This window comes from Shewanella surugensis (assembly GCF_023284005.1).
In the GTDB taxonomy this organism is placed as follows: domain Bacteria; phylum Pseudomonadota; class Gammaproteobacteria; order Enterobacterales; family Shewanellaceae; genus Shewanella; species Shewanella surugensis.
On the sequence record NZ_JAKIKS010000010.1, the window covers coordinates 22,245 to 44,324 of the forward strand.

Below are 22,080 nucleotides of genomic sequence, written 5' to 3' on the forward strand. Positions count from 1 at the left end.
TTTTAGCTGCAATAAGTCATTAATAATCATATAGCCAATCATCAAATCCCTCTTTTATCGTCCCTTTCCCTTTTTAGATTATATTTTTTCATTGCGTATAGTGAATGTGCGACAACTTTAGGTCTGTTATCACATCCGCTGTCGGTGGATGGCTTTTAAATCTAAACAGAGGAGAGTCAGATGACATTGCATTTTGTATTCAGTTAGGTCTTATTTTACCTAAATTACAAGCGACCATAAAAGAAGATTTACTTTCGATAAGCCAAGAGTTGATGACGGTGATCCAAGCGGGATCCCTCGACAATCAAACGGTCGATATTAATGAAATAAAAAATATTTTAATGAAAGATTTGGAGATTTTTGTCGATAGGGACATTATGCCACCTCTGGATGCGATATTAAATCCTCCTGTTGAAGACACTGTTGTGGCTGCATCTGAAGGTGATGTGGAAGATGCATCAGATGAAGAGTCAGTCGCATCATGAGCAAAAGTCAATGATAAAAAACAGCCATCAATATGATGGCTGTTTTTTATCATTATAATTATTTACTCTGTTTTCGGTGCGGCATCACCAGTAAAAGCTCTTAATCCATCACTGCCTAAGACTGTGCGTAAATCACCTGAGTAGAATAAATTGCCATTAACTCCTGTGTTATTGAGTGATGTTTCACGAGTTGCGGCGTTAATAACAATATCTTTAAAGATTGTTCTGTCTTCTTTTTCCCTAAAATCTAATAATTCATATTCACTATCTGGGTTATCTTTATTCTTAAACTCAAGTGCTTGAACCATCATATCAACAATAGTTGCTCTGTCTTTATTACTCTTACAACCTTCTGTTACTGACATACCTAGAGCATCGGCAGTTTTCATCATCATTGCAGACAGCATTAGGCCTTCCATACCATCAGGGGCATTTCCTTCACCATCATTTATTTTGTCATAGATGGCAGCTTTGAGTTTTTCAGTGTTTTGTAATAATTGGGTGGCATTCTCTAATTGTAATTTTAGCTCTTCTGTAGGATTAAGACGATATTGTTCCTGTAGTTCCAAATGGATTGCTTCAAATTCTTGAAGTTGGTTAGTTATCCCGTCTTTCGCTTCTAGCCATTCAATCATTGCACCAATGTTGATAGTATCGTTTCGAAGAGAGTTTAGGTATATGGCGGGTACAACTGTTAGGGTTGCGACAGCCGCAACAGCCAAGGCGATAGGTGCTGCAATAGCTGTGGCTATAATGACTCCTAAACTTTTAAATGAAAATCCGTTATGCTTTATGAAGTTACCAAGCATTACTGGGGCTTGCTTGAGTTCGTCTCCAAAAGTCATTTTATTTTGGTTGATTGGGATTGTACAAGTACTTATGGGGGCTTTTCCTTCCATTTTCCGTATGTCATTGGCCCTATCAATTGTCGCTTGATGTTGTGCTAATGCTTTTTTATTTTGATCTGGGTTCATTAAACGTAAGTCAAAATGACGTCCGCCAACTGCTTTACCTGTGCTTTTTTGTAGGATATCGATTTGATTATTGATGGTGCTATCTTGCCCTGGTTGCAAGAAGCCCATGCGTCCAAATTGGAAAGCGTCTTTTTGGATAAAGTCCAGTCCGTAAGTTGCGGTTGGTTTAACTGAGCGTATCATTGGATTGCTTAAAAAGGTTTTAGGGCTTGCGGTATTAATTTCGGAACCTGTTAATTTACTGGTGTGTTTTCCGCTTAAGCTGGTGATACCAGGACTCCACATAGAAGTTTGGCTTTCAATTGTGCCACCATTAACTGGGGTTCGACTATTTTGGAACGGTTTAACCGTAAATTCAAAAGCTAAGTCTTTACCTTTTATTTTTATGCTGTCTTGTGTTTCAAGTGTTTGTAAAATGGTATTACGTATATTGACTTGATTATTGACTCGGCTATTGTCTCTATCTGATTGAGGCTCTTGTGCTGCATTGGTTCTTATGCTGTGCGCAAACTCATGAATTTTTCTAGCCGTACTACTGTAGTGGGTGTCTGATGTGCCGTTAGCCTTAAAATCAGGTAAAGACAGCACAGCTTTTGTCATTTGTTTGGGAGTGAGTGTTATTTGTGAATCAGTTTGCTGGGCCCTAACTGTAGTAATGAATTCTTTAACTGTTGCTAAATCTTCTTTATAACTCGCTTTTTGTACTGTTAAATCACCTTTTTCCGCATAGGGATTAGTGGCTAATGCCGTGGCTTGTTCACTTGTTATTCCGACTGGCATAATGTTACCTCTTTATCATTTTAAGTTGATTGGACATGGTGGATAATTCTGCGACATAGTTGTCATAGAGGCTTAATAATTCAGGTAATTCCATGGCCTGAAGATTAAATTGACACTGAGCCATAATGTGGATCTGGCCTTGGGGATCGGTATTGAGTGCATAGCGGACAGTCGATTGGATATTGCACTGATTACGATCCATAAAAAATGTCAGCAGAGTGATATCGATGTCAGTCTCTAAAATGACTTTGGATAAGAATAACCCCTCTTTTTCAGTTAACGGCATGAGGACCAGCGGAGTCGCTTCCTCGCCTGGTAATGTGAGGGCTAAATCATAAATATCATTGTGCTTGTAGGGCAATGCTTGATGTTTAAAAAAAGCTTCTATTAATTGATGAAAAGCTTGGTTGGTTCGTATATTTATGACATTAGTCATGGTTACTTCCTGCGATTGTTGGGGGTTGAACATTACTCATCACTTTTCATCTAGGTTCAAAACTGTTGCTTTAATTACAAGCTTATTAGTATTTTTTTATTAAGTTATTGATATAACTATGTGAATTTAAAGTCGATTATTTTATTTTTATATTAGTAAATCAACCAGTTATCGCCATCGATGATTCTTTCTTGAGCGCCTTGTAAAAGAAACTGTTTTCTAAAGACTTGACGGGTTAACCTGTCTTCGGGTAAGCCACCATCTTCGATGATTAAGCCTCTTATTTCATTAATCTCTTTTATTTCACGGCGCATAATACGTATTTTATTGATAAATTGTGAGACTGCGCTGCTGATCCCAACAGGATCACCTTTACTCTTAAACTCACAAAAAATGAGCACGTCATTGTCGACACGATATACTAGAGACCACATAGGGTGTTCCCAGCGTTGGCCCCAATGTAATGCACTGTTTTTAAAATAGTCATCTGTGGTTTGTATGCCTTGACGAGCGAGATAACGCGTAACGGGATCCATAATGTTCTCCTAAATAAAGCCAATGAAATCATTGGCTATAGATTAAATAATCATGAGTGACTAACGAATATTAACTGAGTTGTCCATTTTGGCTTTTAGTTCGACTAAATCTTTGGTCATCGACTGTAATTGCTGACGCACTTTCTGAATAAGATCTCTTAATTCACTGATGTCTTTGCTGTATTGCTGTGCCCCTGTCATGATTAAGTCAGCATTGGCTTTTTTATCTTCAGCTTCTTTTGTACTGTCAGCTGATTTCATAGTTTGAGCACCTTCAGCAATTTTCCCACCCGCTTGAGCCATAGATTGAGAGACTTGACCTCCAGCTTGAGACACCTTAGACAGTAGGCCCATATTGCTTAATCCAGCACCCGCGACCATACCGCCTGCTACTCCAGCTATTCCGGCTCCAATGCTGGCCCAGGCACCATCTTTTGCAGCATTAAAAGCATCCTCAATTCCCTCTTTCTTTTTTTCAATACCTGCTATTTGGATTTCCCAGCCCAGTTCGCTTTGGGATTGACTGTACTTTTGCATCATATCGCGAAGTTCTTCTAGCAGATCTTGCATTTGTACCATGATTTCATTCATGAGTGAAATAGCGTCCATGCCACTTGAGTAGCCAGCGTCGTAACTGTTGACCGTTGAGCCATGATCGACTGAATTTGTATCAATAGGTGTTGTCATATTTTCATTCTCTTATGTTTATTATCTAATGTGTTAGGGGGCTATACAGCGCTCGCGGCGATTTGTGCTTGTATATTGCCTGATTGTTGGATGCTTTGAGTGCCACTGTCTAAGGTATCACCGCTTTTACTCACCGCATCTTCTAGCATTTTAGTTTGTTGTTTTTTCATGTCATCAAACCATTGATAACACCATTGTAGAAAGTCTTGTTTTAAAAGCAGTTGATCAATTTTTTCTTTAAGATCCGCAACTTCTAATTTGATGGCGCCTACTGTGATTTGAGACACACCCTGGGCGGTACCTTTTAAGGTGGTAAATGCCGCAGACGTTGCCGCCTCCATGCATATTGTTATTATGTTCATCGTCAAGTTTCTAACCGCGACCTTAGTGATTTCTTGTGCGGTCATGACCACACCTTTTTCAACGGCTTTTTTTATTGCGACTTCGGCGGCTTGTTCTACTGCTTCTCGAACTGCGCGTTTGATAGTTTCTTGAACTAGTTCTTTAGTTAACTCTTCCGTAAATTCCTTACCGAGTTCTTTTGCCATGGTTTTGGCCATTTCGGTGGCAACGGCTTTGGGCATCTCGGTGGCGATTGTCTGGGCGACTTGTTGAGCGACTTGCTGTGCCACATTTTCGGCTATTGCTTTTGTTGCTTGAGTGGCCACTTTTTGAGTAATAGTACCTGCTGCGACTTTAGTGGCTTGCTCTGCGATTTGTGGCGCGGCTTGTGTCATGGCGGTTTTGGTTGCGGCAGTTGTTGCACCCCGCGCGGCGCTGATGGCTCGGCCTGCTTGAACTATGTCGATGACAGCGGCAGTAATTTCGAGAGCCAGTTGAACTTTTCCGGCGATATCGGCGACTTGTTTCAGTTTTTCTATGTCTTTGTCATCAAGCCCAAGCTCGTCAGCCATGAGAATGAGTGTTTCAGCAGTGGCTTTAACCATACCGGCAAGGCCTGCCATAATATAAGCCCCGCCTGCAGCACCCGCGACGACATCGCCAGATGCAACGGCGCCAATGACTTTAGCGACACCATAAATGACTTCAGCAGTGGCAATAGCCCAATCGAAGACGACTTGTATTATGCCGCCTTTTTTGGATTGATCGGCGGCTTCGATATTCTTGGCTAGCTGCTCTTGAAAAGCTTTATCTTGCTCATTTCTGAGGTAGATTTGAGTTTCGGTTTGGATTGACATTGACTTAGCTGCAGCTTCTGCAGAATTTGAAAATGTGGCTAATCCAAGGTTCGTGGCCATTAGCATCATGGTGTCCATTGATGATTTTTCCATCAGAGCAAGACTCATGGCGATTTTAGAGGGTTGGCCACCTTCCTCACCGTTGCTATTTTTATCGATTAAGGCATTGAATTGGCTGAAAATATTTTGAAGTGCTTGATCCGCTTGTTTCATACTGACATTAGCATTACGTTGAGATTGCTGTTGAAATAAAGCGTTAGAGCTATTTTTCCAATTAGGGAGTATCGCTTTTGATGTGGCTTGGGTTGATTCAACCCCATTAATTAATGTTGGATTAATTAAGCTATTGGTATCGTTTTGAACACTCGTTGTCATTGTGTGGCTCCTTTTACGTTGGCAAGCTGAACTTCAACATCTTTTTTTATATCAGCATAATGGGCATGGTTGTGGCACCATATGAGTGCTGCATCTAAGGCATTACGGGCCACAGTGTGATTGCCGAGTTTGATATAACTGAGTGCAGCTTGATACGCCGGATACGGTGTGTCGACTTTAATGGTACCTGCGCGCCCAAAACAAAAAATGGCTTCTTCATGGGCCCCTGTTTGCTGATAACATAGCCCTAAGTTAAAGTTATAATCATGGCTCCAGTGATCGAGACGCATGAGTAGATAAAATATACGTTTAGCCGCTTCAAAGTCATGGCAAGCCATCAGTTGTAATGCATATTGATATAACGTACTTAAATCTTGTGGGCTAGTATCAGCTAGCATTGACAATGAGCCGCCACGTTTGAGAAATTGCTGTAAGGTATCGAACTCTTCTTGTTTCATAAGGGAGCCTTGTTGTTAACTATTTTAAAATCAGTTGCTAGCGAATATTTTGTGCAATAGATTTGTTCATGTCGGCAAGCATGGTTTGCATGCTGTTAATTAAGCTCACTGTAACGTTATAAGTTTGCATTAATTTTTGCAGTTGCAATTGAGACTGAGAAACATAATCCGAGGCTTGGTTAGACACGGTTTCTAGAGCGGATTTAATGGATTTCAGCTCACCTTGGTCTTTTTTTATGCCACTGACATTAGTAGACTTACCTCCACTGATGCCTAAGTAATCATTGATTGATTGACCATTAACAGTGATATTGTTGTCATACATGTACTCGTAAGTGGCTTGATCGATTGCAGCACTGCCTTTATCGCCGTCTCTAGCCGCTGTGGCGATAGCGCTATCAACCCGATTGGCCATGCTTTGTGCTTCACGAGTAATGTCAGATTGGGATTGCATGTCGGCATACATAGAATCGGCCATCTCGGACAGCAGATTCATGAACATATACATAACGGCAATACCGCGAGATAATACATTATCTCCTTGACGAGAAATGTAATTTTGCTGATAGTCGGTTCGGTCTTGGTCACGTATCGAATTGGTATTACTGATGGTTGTCATAGATTTCTCCTGTTAATAAGTTAACAAAGGGTTAGCGAATGTTTTGAGCAATGGATTTATTCATATCAGCCAGCATGGTTTGCATGCTGTTAATTAAACTGACCGTGACATTGTAGGTTTGCATCAGCTTTTGTAATTGCAGTTGTGACTGAGACACATAATCTGAGGCTTGGTTAGAAACCGTTTCTAAAGCCGATTTTATTGATTTCAATTCACCTTGATCGAATCGAGTATTACCACCCCCAGCGGTATTAGCGTATTCGCTGATACTCATACCGTTGACTGTAATGTTATTCGCTTGCATATAATTATAGACATCGGCATCCAGCCAAGCTTCGCCTTTGTCACCGTCTTTCGCGGCTTTGGCGATAGCGCTATCAACCCTATTGGCCATGCTTTGTGCTTCACGAGTAATATCAGATTGGGATTGCATGCCGGCATACATAGAATCGGCCATCTCGGACAGCAGATTCATGAACATATACATAACGGCAATACCGCGAGATAATACATTATCTCCTTGACGAGAAATGTAATTCTGTTGGTAGTCGGTTCGGTTTTGATCACGTATCGAGTTTGTATTGATTACTGTTGACATAGAAACTCCTCATTAATAGATAATGGACTTATTTTAATTAACGAATGTTTTGAGCAATGGATTTATTCATATCAGCCATCAGGTTTGCATACTGTTAATTAAACTCACTGTGACATTGTAGGTTTGCATGAGTTTTTGCAGTTGCAGTTGCGATTGAGAAACATAGTCAGATACTTGATTTGAAACTGTTTCTAAAGCGGCTTTGACTGCTTTTAGCTCACCTTGAACGAGTGATTTTTGCCCCTCTGGATAGGTAATTGTTTCTGTTTTTTCAACAAAAAGGGTTTCCCACCTCATATCTTTTGTCAGGCGTCCATCTCGTACCATAGATTGTTGTGGCACAATGGTCGTGACTTCTTTATCCGGTTGGGTGGCATAGTCTTTAATGCTTTGCCCATTGACCGTAATATTGTTATCTAACATATACTGGTAGACATCATCAGAGAGCACTTCCTTGCTCTCTGAGTCTTTAGCAACATTGGCTATTTGACTGTCGACTCGATTGGCCATACTTTGCGCTTTTCGAGTGATATCAGATTTATTCTGCATTTGCTGATATTGCGCATCAGCCATTTCAGATAATAAATTTAAAAACAAGTATAAAAAAGCAATACCTTTAGAGAACATAGGATCACCACGACTTGCTATTTGAAACTTAGCCTCATCTGAGCGCTGTTTATCAATAATGCTAATACTTCCCTTGTTGTGTGTGTCTATTAGCATCATCTGTTCTCTATTTGGTTACTGTTAGAAAAACTATTTACCTGATTGATTATTTTGTATATCAATAAAGAGTGAGTTTGTTTTTTTATTTAGCAAAAAGATTTCATTTTTGGGCGTTTAGGTTTGTTAACCTCTATATTGCTTTCGATGTTAGTGGCTTCTGTTGTCTCTTTCTTTGGTGCCATCGTTTTAGGTATTGCGCCTATTTTTTCAAACTGCTGCTTTATTGTTTTGAAGTTTTTTTCTATCTCTTTTGCTTTTGTAATAAGTTGTTGTTGTTGTTGAGCTAACCCATTTGGGAACGCATTGGCGAAATGAGTGATCTTTTTAATAGAACTTGCATCTCCTTTACTTGCACGTTGATTTAACGTTTGAATGTCTGATTGAAGTTGTTCAAATGTATCAAAGTGCTTAGTGAGTGCTTTTTTTCTTTGCTCTAAATCTTTCATCATGGCTTTTAAATCGTTTGGTGTTGGGATATTCATGGTGATCTCCTATACTTAAGTCTAAATCTTATCTGGTTTAGTCGTTATTTATATCAAAAAGTGATTTAACTTGAATAAAACTGGTTAGACCAGTCTGTTATTATGTTTTTTCCGATATCGTGTGTTTAATGTGTTAATCACTTTTTGTGCTGCGTTTATGGCTTCATACCAAGTTTCATGATGAATGTTATTTTGTTGTGACACTTTTATAGAGATGTTATCTAGTTTGTTGCAGTAAAATGAATGTGAATATTCATTATTTTTTATTTTATCTTCCAGAGATGTTATATTTGGCATGTTTAATCCTTATTAAAAGATGAAAGGGACATGTATGACTTCGCCTTTATTACTCAGGTCAATGCCGTACTCATCGATAAAATCTATAATATATCCATTGTCTAGTCTTGTTTTTTGCCAAAGTCTATCCCCATTATCCAGTTCAATATAAGGAGAGGTGTTATTTCCTCCGATACTGACAATCTCTGAGGGTAATAATTTATTCAGCTCATCGTGTATAGGAATATTTAAAAAGTTGATTTTATATGTTCCTGAACTGTTTTTTTGTACTTGATGTATAATTGAACGTATGGCCGGTTCATCTTTGTTACTGACTTGTCCTGTGACCCTTATCATTTCGTTTGCTCTTGTTATCATGAGACCTTCTAGCAATTGTTTATCGCGTAGAAGGGTTATAAGCTGTTTGACTTGAGTACTGGCTTGGTTGGTGACTTTCCACTCTTTTATACCATGAATGTTTTTTAACATTTTTGCCGTATTATCCCATTGTTCGCCCGATTGTATGGCGCCGGAAATATTGATATTTCCAGGGATTTCTTTATCTAAAGTGACTTGTAAATTAGTATAATGATTTTCAGATAAAATCATTCTTACATTACTGAGTAGCTGTTTTAAATAGATTGCATCTTGAGTATAAAGAATATTTTTTGTTTTAAGTGATTCAATAAAGGCGTTAAATGTTATAGGGTCGCCATAATAACCTGATAGTGTCACTTGAGTATTAGAAGACCACATTGTTTTTACGTGGGGTAGGGCTTCTTTTACTAGTTGATTTTCAGTCCATCTTTGAATGGTTTGCTTTTTTTCTATTGGGGCATCAGGAAGAGTAACAATATATATGATTAATAATGCTAATATGGCCGCTAAGCTTAATAATCCCCAAGGTATTTTATTCGACCTTTTTCTTGTTCCGGTTTTTTTTACTGTTTGTGTTGTGTTGGCTATTTGTGTTGATGGTAGCTCAATGAGTGACAGTGCTTCTTCAACGGGCGCAACAACAAAGGCAACCCCTGCGACCTCAATGGCTTTATGATAAGGCAACGGTGCTTCAAAATTAGCTTCATCAGCATCAATCAGCCCAGTGACATTCGAGATCAAGTGAATGCCAGCATCATTGATCTCGAGGGTGATTTCTTCTGTTCCTTCTAACTTAGCAAGAATATCACCATCACTTCCGATCGTTAATTGGCCCGAGGGTAATTGTAATTCTCGGCCTTTTAAAGGCCCATTTAACCAAAGTAGTTTATATTGTAGCGACATACCGTTAATCTCTAAGGCTAATGGGTTGAGCTTTAATTAAGAAAACACGAACAACTTTTTGTATATTGTGTTCTTCACTGCGAAATAAGCTACCAATAAGCGGTAAATCACCCAGTAAAGGGATTTTGTTATTAACCAGTTCATCTTTATCTTGTACAAAACCACCAATTAACAGGCTTTCTCCTGATTTTAAGGTCGCCTGAGTAGAAATCTCAGAGCTTTGTACTTGAGGTAAAGGTTCGGTACTGCTGATTGCTGATGCTTGTTGCCCATCTTGGATATTGAGCGATAACATTATTTTCTCTTGCCCATCTTCTTCAACTAGGCGAGGTGTGACTCTTAACAGTGAACCTGTGGTGACGGATTCTAGGCTGGCGACATCTCGGCTTTGTACTTTGGTATAGAAGGTGATGTTACGATCTAATATTGCTTGAACATTGTTTAAAGTGACAATTGTGGGGCGTGATAATATTTTTGCTTTCGATTTTTTTTCTAGTGCTTTTATTTCGACCAAAAAATTATCACTACTGTCAACAACCGTTGCGACGCCACTGCTCACAGTACTACTATTAAATGAGATAACACCATTAGCGGCTGAATATTGAACACCTAATTGTTTAAACTCAGAAGCGTTGATGTCGATGATGGAAACTGAAATTTCTATCATGGGTGTTGGCGTATCTAATTGTTTTATGAGTTTTCCATAAGTCGCTATTTCTGCGGCAGTCCCCTTGACGATGACAGCATTTTTTCGTTGATCGGCTGAAAAGGTGATTCTTTTTCCATGAGTTACTTCAGTATTAGGGTTGGCCCCTAGCGCTGAGGAACCGACATTTCTATTCATGTTATTAAGTATGCTGACAAGTCCTGGGACGGTGACATTTTGGCTGCGATATTCATACATGGTATCGCTTGCTGAAGCATACTTTAAAGGGAACAGACCGACTTCTGGTCGAGTTTGATATTGCTCAGTGACGTTGGCATCGAGCTGTCTTGTCAGTTTTGATACGCGATTTAAACATTCAGGTACTCCCCATACTTCAATCGCGTGGATGCCGGGTGCTGAATTAATACTACAGACATTATCATCCAATATTTGAGCGCGAGACAGATATTGCTTTACATCTTCTGGTGTTAAGGTATTGAGGGGAATAATAGTATTGGTGAGTTCATGGACCTTATTGGCATACAGGACACCGTTGACATAGTACCAGCTTATTCCATAGCGGCTAAGATTAGTCAGGATTTCTTCAGGAGATTGATTACGAATTTTACCACTAAATTGATCTGTTATCTTATCGCTAACAACGACGGGGACGTTGTAATTACGAGCAAAATCACGAATAACATAAGCAAGGGGTGTACCACGGCTAAAGAGCATAAAAGACTCTCCTTGCCAGTTTATATCTGTTAGCGGGGCTGCTTGAATAAGGCTAAAATGAAATAACAATAACCCATAAATTACTTTTTTCATGTTGCTTTCCCAGTATAATTGGATAGTGTTAATCCGTTAATCCATTTTCGAGAAAACGGCCAAGTGCGAGGTGTTTAATGCTTTTATGCTCGAGTTCGTCATCGTCTTGATTTATGTCGTAATAATGCCATAGCATCCAATTTTCATTACGATATTCAAGTGCACAATCATGACTTTCTATGCTGGCGGCGAGTAAAAGAGTGGCTTGTGTTACCCATTGAGAGATGAGAGGTGTATTGGGTTTTAAAATAATACCGATTGTAGCAGCCGTTTTTTTATCGATGAGTATGGCTTCTTTATCAGCCAAAAAAGCTTTTTTTTGAGAATATTCATTTTTCTCTACTCGTAAAATCCCGGTATTAACAAGCCTACTAATCATTATTTATCTCATGAGAGAATTTGTATGGGCTTAGTATGTGGTGAAAAAATTTTGAGACCTATCAGGTGAACACCTTAACTCAAGATCAAAGGTGGAATTTTAGATTTTATAAGAGGCTATGTATACTATACAATAGTCATGTTAGATGAATGAATTATGATGATTGTTAACTTGTTTAACATTATACTATCGCTGGTGGGATTAAATTAATGATGTCTTGTCAATATAGAGAAAGGCTTAAATAGCTCACTTTTAGTTAATTTTAATTATTTGATAAAAGTATAAACCCTTTTTAGACTGAACTTTTCTTTTTCTGTTTTTAAGTGTATCTATCTGAATGCGTATGTAATAGGTTGTTAATTAGTGTTTTTGTTATCTTTTCAGGGAAGGCTGTGTGTTAATATTTAGTTTTATTGAGAATGGGCCTTTTATATGTGTATATTAGGACGTTTCTAACATTCTATGTTTAGTTGGATGAGATACGATTATTTAATAATACTGACTTGTTAGTATTATGTTTGTATTTACTTGTATAAAGGTTGGTATTTAATGATAAGGAACATGTGGAAGACATCTTTAACAGTGAAGTTGACTGTCGCTTTTACCGCTATTCTTGTGGCTCTTTGGTTAATGATAGAAACGGTGGCTTATAATAATACCTATTCTAGTCTATTGAATAAGAAGCTGGCCTCTTTTGGAGAGGCAAATCATTTACAGGCTCAAGTGATAAAGCGGCTTTTTAATGATGCTATTGAAGATGTACAGAGACTGACTAAATTACATCGAAGTTTCTCTAAAATAGGCATTTTTGATACTAAAGGGATTGTTTCTCGTTACTTTCCTTTCTCGAATGAGTCTAAAAACTATCAAGATGTAATGAATATGTGGTTTGTTCAAACATTTGGTAGTGCAGGGCAACATCATTATATTGACACTTTTATTATTCAGCCTGAGAAGGGGATCACTTTATATGCTCAAACCGATACTTCTGAAGCAATATTTAAGTCTAGAGTCAAGACGTTAAAAAAATTATCGACTCTTAAAGCTGTAAGGGGGATTCGCTGGGGGGAGCCTTTATGGGATAAAGAAACTCAATCTTATAATTTGAGTTTTAGTTATTCAGAGTACCCGAATGATTCTAAAGCACTACAACTTGGATTTACCCTTAATTTTGAACCTATTGTGGCATTAAATTCTTTTGATTCGATGAGTCCTGAGGCATTAAGTTTTTTCCTTATACCGAATGGTAAAATATTTTCTTTATCGCCAGAATCCACGACACCTACATCATTGGAAGACTTGACTGCACTATATGCTGAGAAAAATCGTTCTTCCGCAGGGCATTTAAAGGATGCCGATTTCGGAGGATATCATGTTATCAAAGAGAGGATAAATGGTCCTGATTGGTTGCAAGTCACTCTTATTTCTAATGATTATGTTAAGCAAGTTGCTTTAGAACCCATATTGAGTGAATTGCCATGGGCGTTAATATCTTTGTTTGTGATGTTGATGATTTTGCTAATGGCCTTAAGATATCATGTGGCTAAACCTTTGGGTCATTTTGTTGATATTATTACCAATGATATCCAAGATACATTAGATAGACGACTACCCGCTTCAAGTACAAAAGAGTTAGATCAAATAGCGAAAGCCTATAATCGTTTACTGGATACCATCAAAGAGAATTATAATAATCTTGAAAAAGATATTGAAAGCCGAACACTTGAGTTGGGCATTGCTAAATTAAAGGCTGAGAAAGCCACGGAACGTAAAACAGAGCATTTAACCAGTATTAGCCATGAAATACGGACGCCATTAAATGGTATTAATGGTTCATTAGAATTATTAGGACAGACTTCACTTTCGATGAAGCAAAAAGACTTAGTTGAAACGGCTTACAATTGTGGTAATTCATTATTGGCAATTATCAATAATTTATTAGATTTCTCTCGTATTGAGGCAGATCAAATCCATTTGAATAAACAATTGACATCAATATTGCAAATTATTGATGATGCAATGTGCACAGTGTCTTCTCGTGCCGTTCACAAAAATATTAAACTGCAATGTTTTTTGAGTGAAAGGGTACCTGAAGAAGCAGTATTTGATCCTGTAAGAGTCAGGCAAGTTTTAGTTAATCTGTTGGGGAATGCGGTTAAATTTACAGATGTTGGTCATATAAGGTTAGATGTTGAGACTGATAATGAAGCCTTGTTATTCCATGTCACAGACTCGGGAATGGGGATTAGAAAGCAAGATTTATCACGTATATTTGAGCCTTTTGCGCAAACTTACCATCAAGAGATGGGGACGGGGTTAGGTTTACCTATTTCGACTCGTTTGGCTTCTTTCATGGGAGGGCAGTTATCAGTAATAAGTGAATTTCATAAAGGTTCAACATTCACTTTCATGTTGCCCTTGGAAAATCCTATTTGCACCATTCGCCTATCTTCAGAGGCTGTTTATGCACCTAAATTTTTACATGCACAAATAGCATTATGGGGAGGAGAGCCCGTTGAAGAAGAGCAGATAGAGCTAGCCAATCCAGAGTTAAGTAATCCAGAGTTAAGTTATTTACCTAGGCGTCTATTGTGTTTATTACGTGAAATACAACAAGGGTTCTCCTTATCAACGAAAAAAGATCATCATACCCATTTATTACCTTGGAAATTGAAAATATTACTCGTTGATGATGTTGAAACAAACAGAATTATCATCAGTAAAATGTTAATAGAGTTGAAGCAGGATGTTGTTTCAGTCAGTTCAGGAACGGCAGCATTGGAAAAAGGTAAACGACGAATATTTGATTTAGTCTTGATGGATATCAGAATGCCGGGTCTTAATGGATATCAAACCACTGAACAGTGGCGGATAAATGAAGAGATATTAGATAATGATTGCCCTATTTTAGCCTTAACAGCAAACGCTGAGCCAACAGAGTATAAGCATGCTATTGCAGTAGGGATGAATGACTATCTAACGAAACCTGTTACGTTAGATAAGTTGAGTAAAGTTCTTGATAAGGTAGCAGAGCTGCAAATTGATAGGGATGTGAATCTTGATATTAATGATGAAACTGAGCGCCCCATTATCAACATATTTGATCATGATTTAAAAGATAAGTTAGTGAAAGAGCTGACTCGAATGGTTGAGCAAGGACAGTCAGATATTAATGAGAGAAAATGGAATGATTTGGCCGATATTTTGCATCAAATAAAAGGGTGTTCTGGTGTAGCTGGAGTGACTGACATGACTGCGGCGGCACAACAGTTAGAAGTGAACTTAATCGAAAGTGGGTATTTGTTAAAAGAAGATCTAGACAAATTAAGTGAATTAATTGAAGCATTAAGAAAGTAAGCCATTTATTGAACTTTAATGAAAAAGCCAGTAATTACTGGCTTTCGGTGTTGATGATTAATGACTAAGAGAGTTCATTCCCATCCGCTGGGACCATTGAATAAGGTTAGCGACATTATGGGCATCTAATTTTTGCATTAGGTTCATTCTATGTGTTTCGACTGTCTTTAAACTGATGACTAATTTTTCTGCGATATCTCGATTGCGTAAACCTTCGCAAATGAGTTTTAGTACTTGTTTTTCCCTTGGCGTGAGTAAAGGAATATCGCCGTCAGAAACATCTTTAAGTGCCTCAACTTGCTTAGCATTTAGACTGGGGTCTAAAAATATTTTTCCTCTAGCAACACATTTTATTGCTGCAAGCAGGGTGTTTTTAGGGCTATTTTTTATTACATAACCATTGGCACCAGAATCTAAAGCTTCTCGAGCACTTTTTTCGTCAACTGAAGCAGTCAAAACAATAATCATCATTTTGGGCCATCGTTGTCGGAGTTGTCTAATCACATCTAATCCAGACATGCCTGGAAGTTTGAGATCAATAAAGACAAGATCAGGTTTAAGTTTTAAACATTTATCATAAACGGATAGGCCATTTTCTACAAAGCCAACAAATTCATATTCAGGATAAGAAGATAGAAAACCTCTTAGTCCATCAAATATGAGTGAATGATCGTCAACAACGAAGAGTTTAGTTATATTTTGGTTGGTAAATGTCATAACTTTATCCTTGCAACGTTACCTAAATGGTCGACAGTGTTGCTTCTGTGTTTCATAACCTGACATGATATTGCACATGTAATAAATAAAGCTCAGTTGTATCTAGGCTTTATATTTGATTGCATTTAACTCCCTTTTTTTGCTTATGTCAAATGAATAGAAAATAAGGTTTATAAACGATGATTAGCTTGTAAATTAATCATGTGTTGTTATTTTTAATGTTATTTAAATTTATTATTCTCTTACTTGTTAAACTATTTTTACTTTAAATTTTACCAATCGTCAATTTATATTGTGTCTATGCTCTATAAAACAGCATTGCTGATAACAGTTGTTAAATTATAGTTAAATGTAACTTTGTTTAATTATTGATGTGTAGGCTCAATATGCATTTTCATGTGATTGTTTTTATTTTAGAATGATCGTTGTTTTTAGTCAGTTTTAGGTAGTCATCTTTATTTGTTGTACAATAAATGCGCATGCTGTTTGGCTGTTGGTTAATTTGGCTGTTGGCGATGAGTTAAATAATTCATACTCTCAAGCTGACATATTTGATGCTTAATGATCTTGCAGTGATACCGTGAGTAACACGGCTGAGTGCTTATTTATCTTGGGGCTGAATAATAAATTATTGAAATAATTTGGGGTGAGCTAAAAAGACGTTTAAACGTTTCACTTCATTTTGAGTGAAATGCGCGGTTAAATACTCCTTAATGTTTTCTGTTACGGACTCTTGTTGATTATGCGCTACATCCTGTGACTTTATAAATGATAGATAATCGATGATTTTGCTTTTCCATTGTTGATTTGTTTTTTGAATATCATTGGCTCTGATAATAATGTCAGCGTCCATATTGAAGTTTATCAATCTGGTGCTTCCCAGTTCTTTTGCTATTTTTGTTGCATCTAGACTGGGTTGTAATGCGCTACGTTCGGTTTCACTTAGCTGGCTAATTTGATGTTGTAGTAGTGTGTCTTTTTGGGCTTGACTGAGGCTAGGATCTTGTCTGATAGCGATGCGGGCTAACGTTTGTTTTGCATATTGGTTATCATTTTCAAAAAAAGCATTGATTTCAATATCATTAAAAAACTCTGTTTGTAAAAGGGTGATTTGTTCAATGAAAGCATGGGTTTCATTAAGGTCGATTTGCTCACCCAATGCGGGAGCATTCTGTTTGATTGTGATAATGGCTTGACTGTAGTGTTTGTATCGAGAGAAAAGATCAAACAATTGCTCGGTAGCGTCAAAGGATAACGTTAATTGTTCAGATAATAGCGTTAACAGTTCTATTGATTGAGATGATAAATTGGATGCTTTTTGTAGGGTTAATATAATGTCGTCAAATTGCCAACGCAAGTGACGATCAATGATAAGTGCTAAGCTTTGTTGTACAGCATCAGTGTCATGCGTGATCTGTACTGATTGGACGGCCTCATTACTTTCTGTTTTTTTACTGGGTTGAGTATAGTCTTGAACAGATGCTTCATGATGAGGAGTCGATGTGATTAAATAACAGAGATAAATGTAACTTCCGACTATTAAGCACAATAAGAGTATCCGAGATGCCAGCTGATTAATTGATTGTCGGAAGCGCATATTATAACCCTAAGCTTTTAAGGTAGTTAGCATGTTGACGGTAGATATTTACTGGATTGGTTTCCCACCAACTGACTAATCCAAAACTTTGATTAATTTCATCTAAATGATTCATTTTATAGTCATCTTTTATGACTTTTCCCAAATGAGAGCTACATTTTGACACGAGGCCATCATTTTCTTCATCGAAAACTAGGCTGGTGAGAGCTAATGTATAATCAATGGCATCAAGGTAATTGGTGATCACTGACGTTCCTGACCATGAAAAATAATAGACCCCATTATCGGCAATCATGTCAGTTTCACCACAATATTGTGATGGGATCCCTTCAGGGTATGTTTGATTAAAGAGTATTGAGCCTTCTGTGGTTAATGAATCTGCCATTGCAATGCTATTAATGGGTAAACCTTGGTTGCCTGAGATTCCAGCTATCAAATAAGCGAGTGAATTGAGTCCTTTTGCAATTAACCATTCTTTGTTTGAATGAGGTGTGATTTTTCTTCGTATGAAATCTGCCAAACCACTGCCCCAATTGACACCACCGACTGAAGTCACAGAGGCTACCCATTCTGGACTCACACTAGCAACATAACGGGCGGTGGGGGCACCATGGCTATGGCCGATTAAATTAACTTTGTCAGCCCCTGTTAATGCCATGACAGCTTGAACAAATGTTCTTAGCTGTTCTCCTCTAATTTCTGTTTGATTAGAAGGGGAAACTGAAGCAATAAATACCATGGCGCCGTTTTCTTTTAATGCTTGGGGAATGTTATAGAAATAGTCTATTCCCCAAATATCATTAAAGCCAAAAAGACCATGGACTAGGATAATGGGGTATTTTGTTTCTGCTGTGTTGATTTCAGTTTTTGCAGATGCAGTCACAGTATAAAGGCAACACATTAACATTATCTTCACTAGATGCTTAATTATCATTACTCATTTTTCTTGTTCAATAAATGATAGAATTAAACGATTCATGTTTAATTTAAAATGGAAACAGATATTTTTAGATGAGCAGAGGATATAGCTGAAGATACGATGTATGAATAAGGTGTTGACCTGATTATTACTTCAAATTTTTATATTTATGGATTAATTTATATCTAATGTTAATTGATGTTTGCATTAAAGTTTCATTTCATTTCATTTCATTTCATTTCATTTCATTTCATTTCATTTCATTTCATTTCATTTCATTTCATTTCATTTCATTTCATTTCATTTCATTTCATTTATCCAATTAATGTATCAATTGTTGATGTGTGTAATCGGTGAGCATGATAGGGATCATCAATATGAGGTAATGAAGTCTAATATAATAATTCTGGATGAGCTAAAAAGACGTTTAAACGTTTCACTTCATTTTGAGTGAAATGCGCGGTTAAATACTCATTAATGTTTTTCGTTACGAACTCTTGAGGACTCTTTAGCACTTCTTTTGATTTTATAAATGATAGATAATCGTTCACTTTACTTTTCCATTGTTGATTTGTTTTTTGAATGGCATTGGCTCTGGTAATAATGTCAGCGTCCATATTTAAGTTTATCAACCTGGTACTTCCCAGCTCTTTTGCTATTTTTGTTGCATCAAGACTGGGTTGTAATGCGCTACGTTCGGTTTCGCTCAGCTGGCTAATTTGATGTTGTAGTAGTGTGTCTTTTTGGGCTTGACTGAGGCTAGGATCTTGTCTGATGGCGACGCGGGCTAATGTTTGTTCTGCATATTGGTTATCATTTTCAAAAAAAGCATCGATTTCAATATCATTAAAAAACTCTGTTTGTAAAAGGGTAATTTGTTCAATGAAAGCATGGGTTTCATTAAGGTCGATTTGCTCACCCAATGCGGGACCATTCTGTTTGATTGTGATAATAGCTTGACTGTAGTGTTTGTATCGAGAGAAAAGATCAAACAATTGCTCGGTAGCGTCAAAGGATAATGTTAATTGTTCAGATAATAGCGTTAACAGTTCTATTGATTGAGATGATAAATTGGGTGTTTTTTGTAGGGTTAAAATAATATCATCAAATTGCCAACGTAAGTGACGATCAATGATGAGCGCTAAGCCTTGTTGTACGGTATCTGTTTCATGTGTGCTCTGAGCTGATGGCATCGCTGCATTATTTTTTTTGACTTCACTGAGTAGCGTGTTGTCTTGAATAGGCATTTTGTGGGTGTATGTTAATGTGATTAAATAAATGAGACTTCCTACAATTAAGCACAATAAAAGTAAGCGAGACAAAGGCTGATTGATTGATTGTAGGAAGCGCATATTATAATCCTAAGTTTTTAAGGTATTTAGCATGTTGACGATAGAGACTCACGGGGTTGGTTTCCCACCAACTGACTAAACCAAATATTTGATTAACTTCATCTAAATGATTCATTTTATAATCATCTTGGATTACTTTCCCTAAATGTGAACTACAGCTAGAAACAAGGCCGTCATTTTTCTCATTAAATAACAAACTGATCAATGATAGTGCGTAATCCCCGGCATCAAGTACATGGGTCATGGGATCGGCGCCTGACCATGAGAAGTAATAAACGTTATTACTGGCTATCATTTCTCCTTCGCCGCAATAGTGTGTTGGCATACCTTCAGGGTATTGGCTATTAAATAAGATAGAACCTTGGGTTGTTAATGAATCGACCATTGAGAGGCTATCTGCGGGCAGGTCCCCGGCGCCTGAAAGTCCTGCGATGACAATGGCTAAGGAGTTAAGGGCTTTTTCAATGACCCATTCGAGGCTTGAATCATAAGGCACAACGCCTCTAGCGACATCAGCAAAAGTACTTCCCCAGTTAACGCCGCCTACAGAGGTGACTGAAGCGACTAATTCTGGACTCACACTGGCGACATAACGCGCTGTGGGTCCGCCATGACTGTGGCCGATTAAATTGACTTTTTCTGCGCCCGTCATTGCGATGACCGCTTGAATATACGTTCTTAATTGTTCTCCTCTAACTTCTGTTGTGTTTGAAGGTGAGACAGAGGCAATATAGACATCTGCGCCTTTTTCTCTGAGAGCTTGAGGGATCCCATAAAAATAATCGATCCCCCATATATCATTAAAACCAAAGAGCCCGTGTACCATAACAATGGGATATTTAGTGTCGGTGGTATTATTTCCAGCATAGCTTGCGCCAGTAAAACATAAGAGTAGTACTGATATGACTTTCATCCATTTTTTCATGATATTCCCCAAAAATATCGTACTGCAGTTAATAAAAAAAGCAATTTGTCATAATTTCGTAGTATATTTGTTTTATTATTACGAAAAGATGACCTCTATATTAGTAAGACAAAATATATGATGGGGCAATATTTTTTTTTGTCCTTAAAAATTAATGTTTTGGGGTGTTCTTTATGTTTTAAACAGACGTTTTTTTTAACTGTTTGAAATCCATGTTGTTAAGCTTATGTTTGATTTTTTATTCTTTTTTGTAAGTGTTTTTGTTGTTATTTGATTGGTATTGTGGTCGTACCACTTGAGGCAGTTTTAAGAGGAATTATTGAAGATTGAATAAAATAGTTGGGTTTTTAAAGCATGGACTGAATAAGAATACTTCAGTCCTTTAGTGCTTATTTATGACTCATTAATGGTAATTTCATATGATGAGAATTTTCTGATGTTAATAACCCCAGTATCAAACAATAAGTATTGACCTTTTATGCCTTGTAAAACGCCACTAACCTCAGGGTTTTTATCAAAATTGTGAGAACTTATTTTTGTCGGGAAGACATTGACTGGAAAAGTAAGACTTTGTATTTTTTCATCTAATGGAATGATGGCTTGAGGGCCATGAAGCTCGCTGATATGATTCAATTGAGCTTGGATTTGTGGGATGAGTATTTTGGCTTGTTGCTTTAAGTCGAGATCATCAGCATTCCCTTTCAACATGGTTCGCCAATTGGTTTTATCGGCAATCATTTTTGCTAATTCAACCTCTACCAGCCCAGAAATAAACCGAGTCGCGACTTTAAAAATAAGCAGACCTTGAGTTGCACCTTGATCGATCCAACGGGTAGGAATTTGTGTATGGCGAGTGATCCCCACTTTTATTCCGGAGGTATTTGATAGGTAAACATAGTGAGAGGTAAAACAATTGGCTTCTCCCCAGCTTGGCTCTCGACAAGTGCCTTGCTCAAAATGACAGGTTTCTGGTTTCATTATACACATGTCACAACTGGCTAACTTTTGCATGCAAACGTAGCAATGACCTTGAGAATAACTTTTCTTGGTTTTTTTGCCGCAGTTGCTACAAAAAATTTTGCCTGTATGAGTTAGGGTGAGATGTTGTCCGATAAGCGGGTTAAGCGCTAAAAATTGGTCGCCTACAGGAAGTTGATATTGCACAAGATGATTTTCATCAAGCTTGGCATGCATTTTTTTTAGTGTTCCGAGCATAACATTGTTCGTTTTTTATTGTAGATTTAAGGGTTATTCTACCATTAATAGAGGAGAGGTGGAGGGATGCAGGCACCTTTTAAAAGCATGCAACACAGAAGTGGTTGGTTTTAATGGTTCCTAATAGGCAGGTTTAAAAGCCTTTTGTGCTGAATTACTAGGTCATCTGCTCAAGAAGACCGTCATGGTCGTTCACTCACATCCATGTGAACACGACATTTGTTCATCCTTAA

Annotated in this window: 21 protein-coding genes; 2 read left to right on the top strand and 19 right to left on the bottom strand. The window is 37.6% G+C overall.

Going from position 1 to position 22,080, the window contains the following annotated elements:
- The first annotated feature begins 104 nt into the window (after nt 1-104).
- Nucleotides 105-485 carry a hypothetical protein gene (locus L2764_RS04120; RefSeq protein WP_248938978.1) on the top strand — a complete coding sequence of 127 codons (381 nt, stop codon included), beginning with the start codon at nt 105-107 and terminating at the stop codon, nt 483-485.
- A 62-nt stretch (nt 486-547) separates the two neighbouring features.
- Here the strand turns inward: L2764_RS04120 and L2764_RS04125 are convergent, their stop codons facing one another.
- From L2764_RS04125 to L2764_RS04185, 13 genes are all read right to left on the bottom strand, one after another.
- Complete coding sequence (locus L2764_RS04125; protein ID WP_248938979.1) at nt 548-2,239, bottom strand: hypothetical protein; 1,692 nt, start codon at nt 2,237-2,239, stop codon at nt 548-550.
- A gap of 4 nt (nt 2,240-2,243) precedes the next feature.
- Nucleotides 2,244-2,675 carry a hypothetical protein gene (locus tag L2764_RS04130; RefSeq protein ID WP_248938980.1) on the bottom strand — a complete coding sequence of 144 codons (432 nt, stop codon included), beginning with the start codon at nt 2,673-2,675 and terminating at the stop codon, nt 2,244-2,246.
- A gap of 152 nt (nt 2,676-2,827) precedes the next feature.
- Complete coding sequence (gene sseE / locus L2764_RS04135) at nt 2,828-3,211, bottom strand: type III secretion system effector protein SseE (protein WP_248938981.1); 384 nt, start codon at nt 3,209-3,211, stop codon at nt 2,828-2,830.
- A 60-nt stretch (nt 3,212-3,271) separates the two neighbouring features.
- Nucleotides 3,272-3,898, bottom strand: coding sequence for a type III secretion system translocon protein SseD (sseD, locus tag L2764_RS04140; protein WP_248938982.1), 627 nt, complete (start codon nt 3,896-3,898; stop codon nt 3,272-3,274).
- Nucleotides 3,899-3,939: 41 nt separating this feature from the next.
- On the bottom strand, nt 3,940-5,472 hold the full coding sequence (sctE, locus tag L2764_RS04145) for a type III secretion system translocon subunit SseC family protein (protein ID WP_248938983.1): 1,533 nt from the start codon (nt 5,470-5,472) through the stop codon (nt 3,940-3,942).
- Entirely contained in the window at nt 5,469-5,930 is a 462-nt protein-coding gene (locus tag L2764_RS04150; protein WP_248938984.1) for a SycD/LcrH family type III secretion system chaperone, read from the bottom strand. The genes sctE and L2764_RS04150 overlap by 4 nt, the downstream gene beginning before the upstream one ends.
- A gap of 37 nt (nt 5,931-5,967) precedes the next feature.
- Nucleotides 5,968-6,549, bottom strand: a complete 582-nt coding sequence (gene sseB / locus L2764_RS04155) for a type III secretion system translocon protein SseB (protein WP_248938985.1) — start codon at nt 6,547-6,549, stop codon at nt 5,968-5,970.
- A 31-nt stretch (nt 6,550-6,580) separates the two neighbouring features.
- Entirely contained in the window at nt 6,581-7,147 is a 567-nt protein-coding gene (gene sseB / locus L2764_RS04160) for a type III secretion system translocon protein SseB (RefSeq protein ID WP_248938986.1), read from the bottom strand.
- 78 nt (nt 7,148-7,225) lie between these two features.
- Nucleotides 7,226-7,873, bottom strand: coding sequence for a secretion protein EspA (locus tag L2764_RS04165; protein ID WP_248938987.1), 648 nt, complete (start codon nt 7,871-7,873; stop codon nt 7,226-7,228).
- A gap of 86 nt (nt 7,874-7,959) precedes the next feature.
- Entirely contained in the window at nt 7,960-8,355 is a 396-nt protein-coding gene (locus L2764_RS04170) for a hypothetical protein (RefSeq protein ID WP_248938988.1), read from the bottom strand.
- 309 nt (nt 8,356-8,664) lie between these two features.
- Nucleotides 8,665-9,912 (bottom strand): type III secretion system inner membrane ring subunit SctD, encoded by a 1,248-nt coding sequence (gene sctD / locus L2764_RS04175; protein ID WP_248938989.1) that lies wholly within the window; start codon nt 9,910-9,912, stop codon nt 8,665-8,667.
- A 4-nt stretch (nt 9,913-9,916) separates the two neighbouring features.
- Nucleotides 9,917-11,386 (bottom strand): EscC/YscC/HrcC family type III secretion system outer membrane ring protein, encoded by a 1,470-nt coding sequence (locus tag L2764_RS04180; protein WP_248938990.1) that lies wholly within the window; start codon nt 11,384-11,386, stop codon nt 9,917-9,919.
- A 28-nt stretch (nt 11,387-11,414) separates the two neighbouring features.
- Complete coding sequence (locus tag L2764_RS04185; protein WP_248938991.1) at nt 11,415-11,765, bottom strand: hypothetical protein; 351 nt, start codon at nt 11,763-11,765, stop codon at nt 11,415-11,417.
- Between the two features lie 561 nt (nt 11,766-12,326).
- On the opposite strand from L2764_RS04185, the gene L2764_RS04190 reads away from it, so the two are divergent.
- A complete protein-coding gene (locus L2764_RS04190) occupies nt 12,327-15,122 on the top strand; it encodes a two component system sensor kinase (protein ID WP_248938992.1) in 2,796 nt (931 codons plus the stop codon).
- 57 nt (nt 15,123-15,179) lie between these two features.
- On the opposite strand, the gene L2764_RS04195 is transcribed toward L2764_RS04190, so the two are convergent.
- From L2764_RS04195 to L2764_RS04220, 6 genes are all read right to left on the bottom strand, one after another.
- Nucleotides 15,180-15,839 carry a two component system response regulator gene (locus L2764_RS04195; protein WP_248938993.1) on the bottom strand — a complete coding sequence of 220 codons (660 nt, stop codon included), beginning with the start codon at nt 15,837-15,839 and terminating at the stop codon, nt 15,180-15,182.
- A 628-nt stretch (nt 15,840-16,467) separates the two neighbouring features.
- Nucleotides 16,468-17,436, bottom strand: a complete 969-nt coding sequence (locus L2764_RS04200; protein WP_248938994.1) for a lipase secretion chaperone — start codon at nt 17,434-17,436, stop codon at nt 16,468-16,470.
- A 1-nt stretch (nt 17,437) separates the two neighbouring features.
- On the bottom strand, nt 17,438-18,370 hold the full coding sequence (locus L2764_RS04205; RefSeq protein WP_248938995.1) for an esterase/lipase family protein: 933 nt from the start codon (nt 18,368-18,370) through the stop codon (nt 17,438-17,440).
- Between the two features lie 377 nt (nt 18,371-18,747).
- A complete protein-coding gene (locus L2764_RS04210; RefSeq protein ID WP_248938996.1) occupies nt 18,748-19,707 on the bottom strand; it encodes a lipase secretion chaperone in 960 nt (319 codons plus the stop codon).
- A 1-nt stretch (nt 19,708) separates the two neighbouring features.
- Nucleotides 19,709-20,632: an esterase/lipase family protein gene (locus tag L2764_RS04215; RefSeq protein WP_248938997.1), complete on the bottom strand. Its 924-nt coding sequence runs from the start codon at nt 20,630-20,632 to the stop codon at nt 19,709-19,711.
- Nucleotides 20,633-21,025: 393 nt separating this feature from the next.
- The gene (locus L2764_RS04220; protein ID WP_248938998.1) at nt 21,026-21,847 is read right to left on the bottom strand and encodes a DUF2797 domain-containing protein; all 822 of its coding nucleotides are present in this window, start codon (nt 21,845-21,847) and stop codon (nt 21,026-21,028) included.
- Nucleotides 21,848-22,080: the final 233 nt, after the last annotated feature.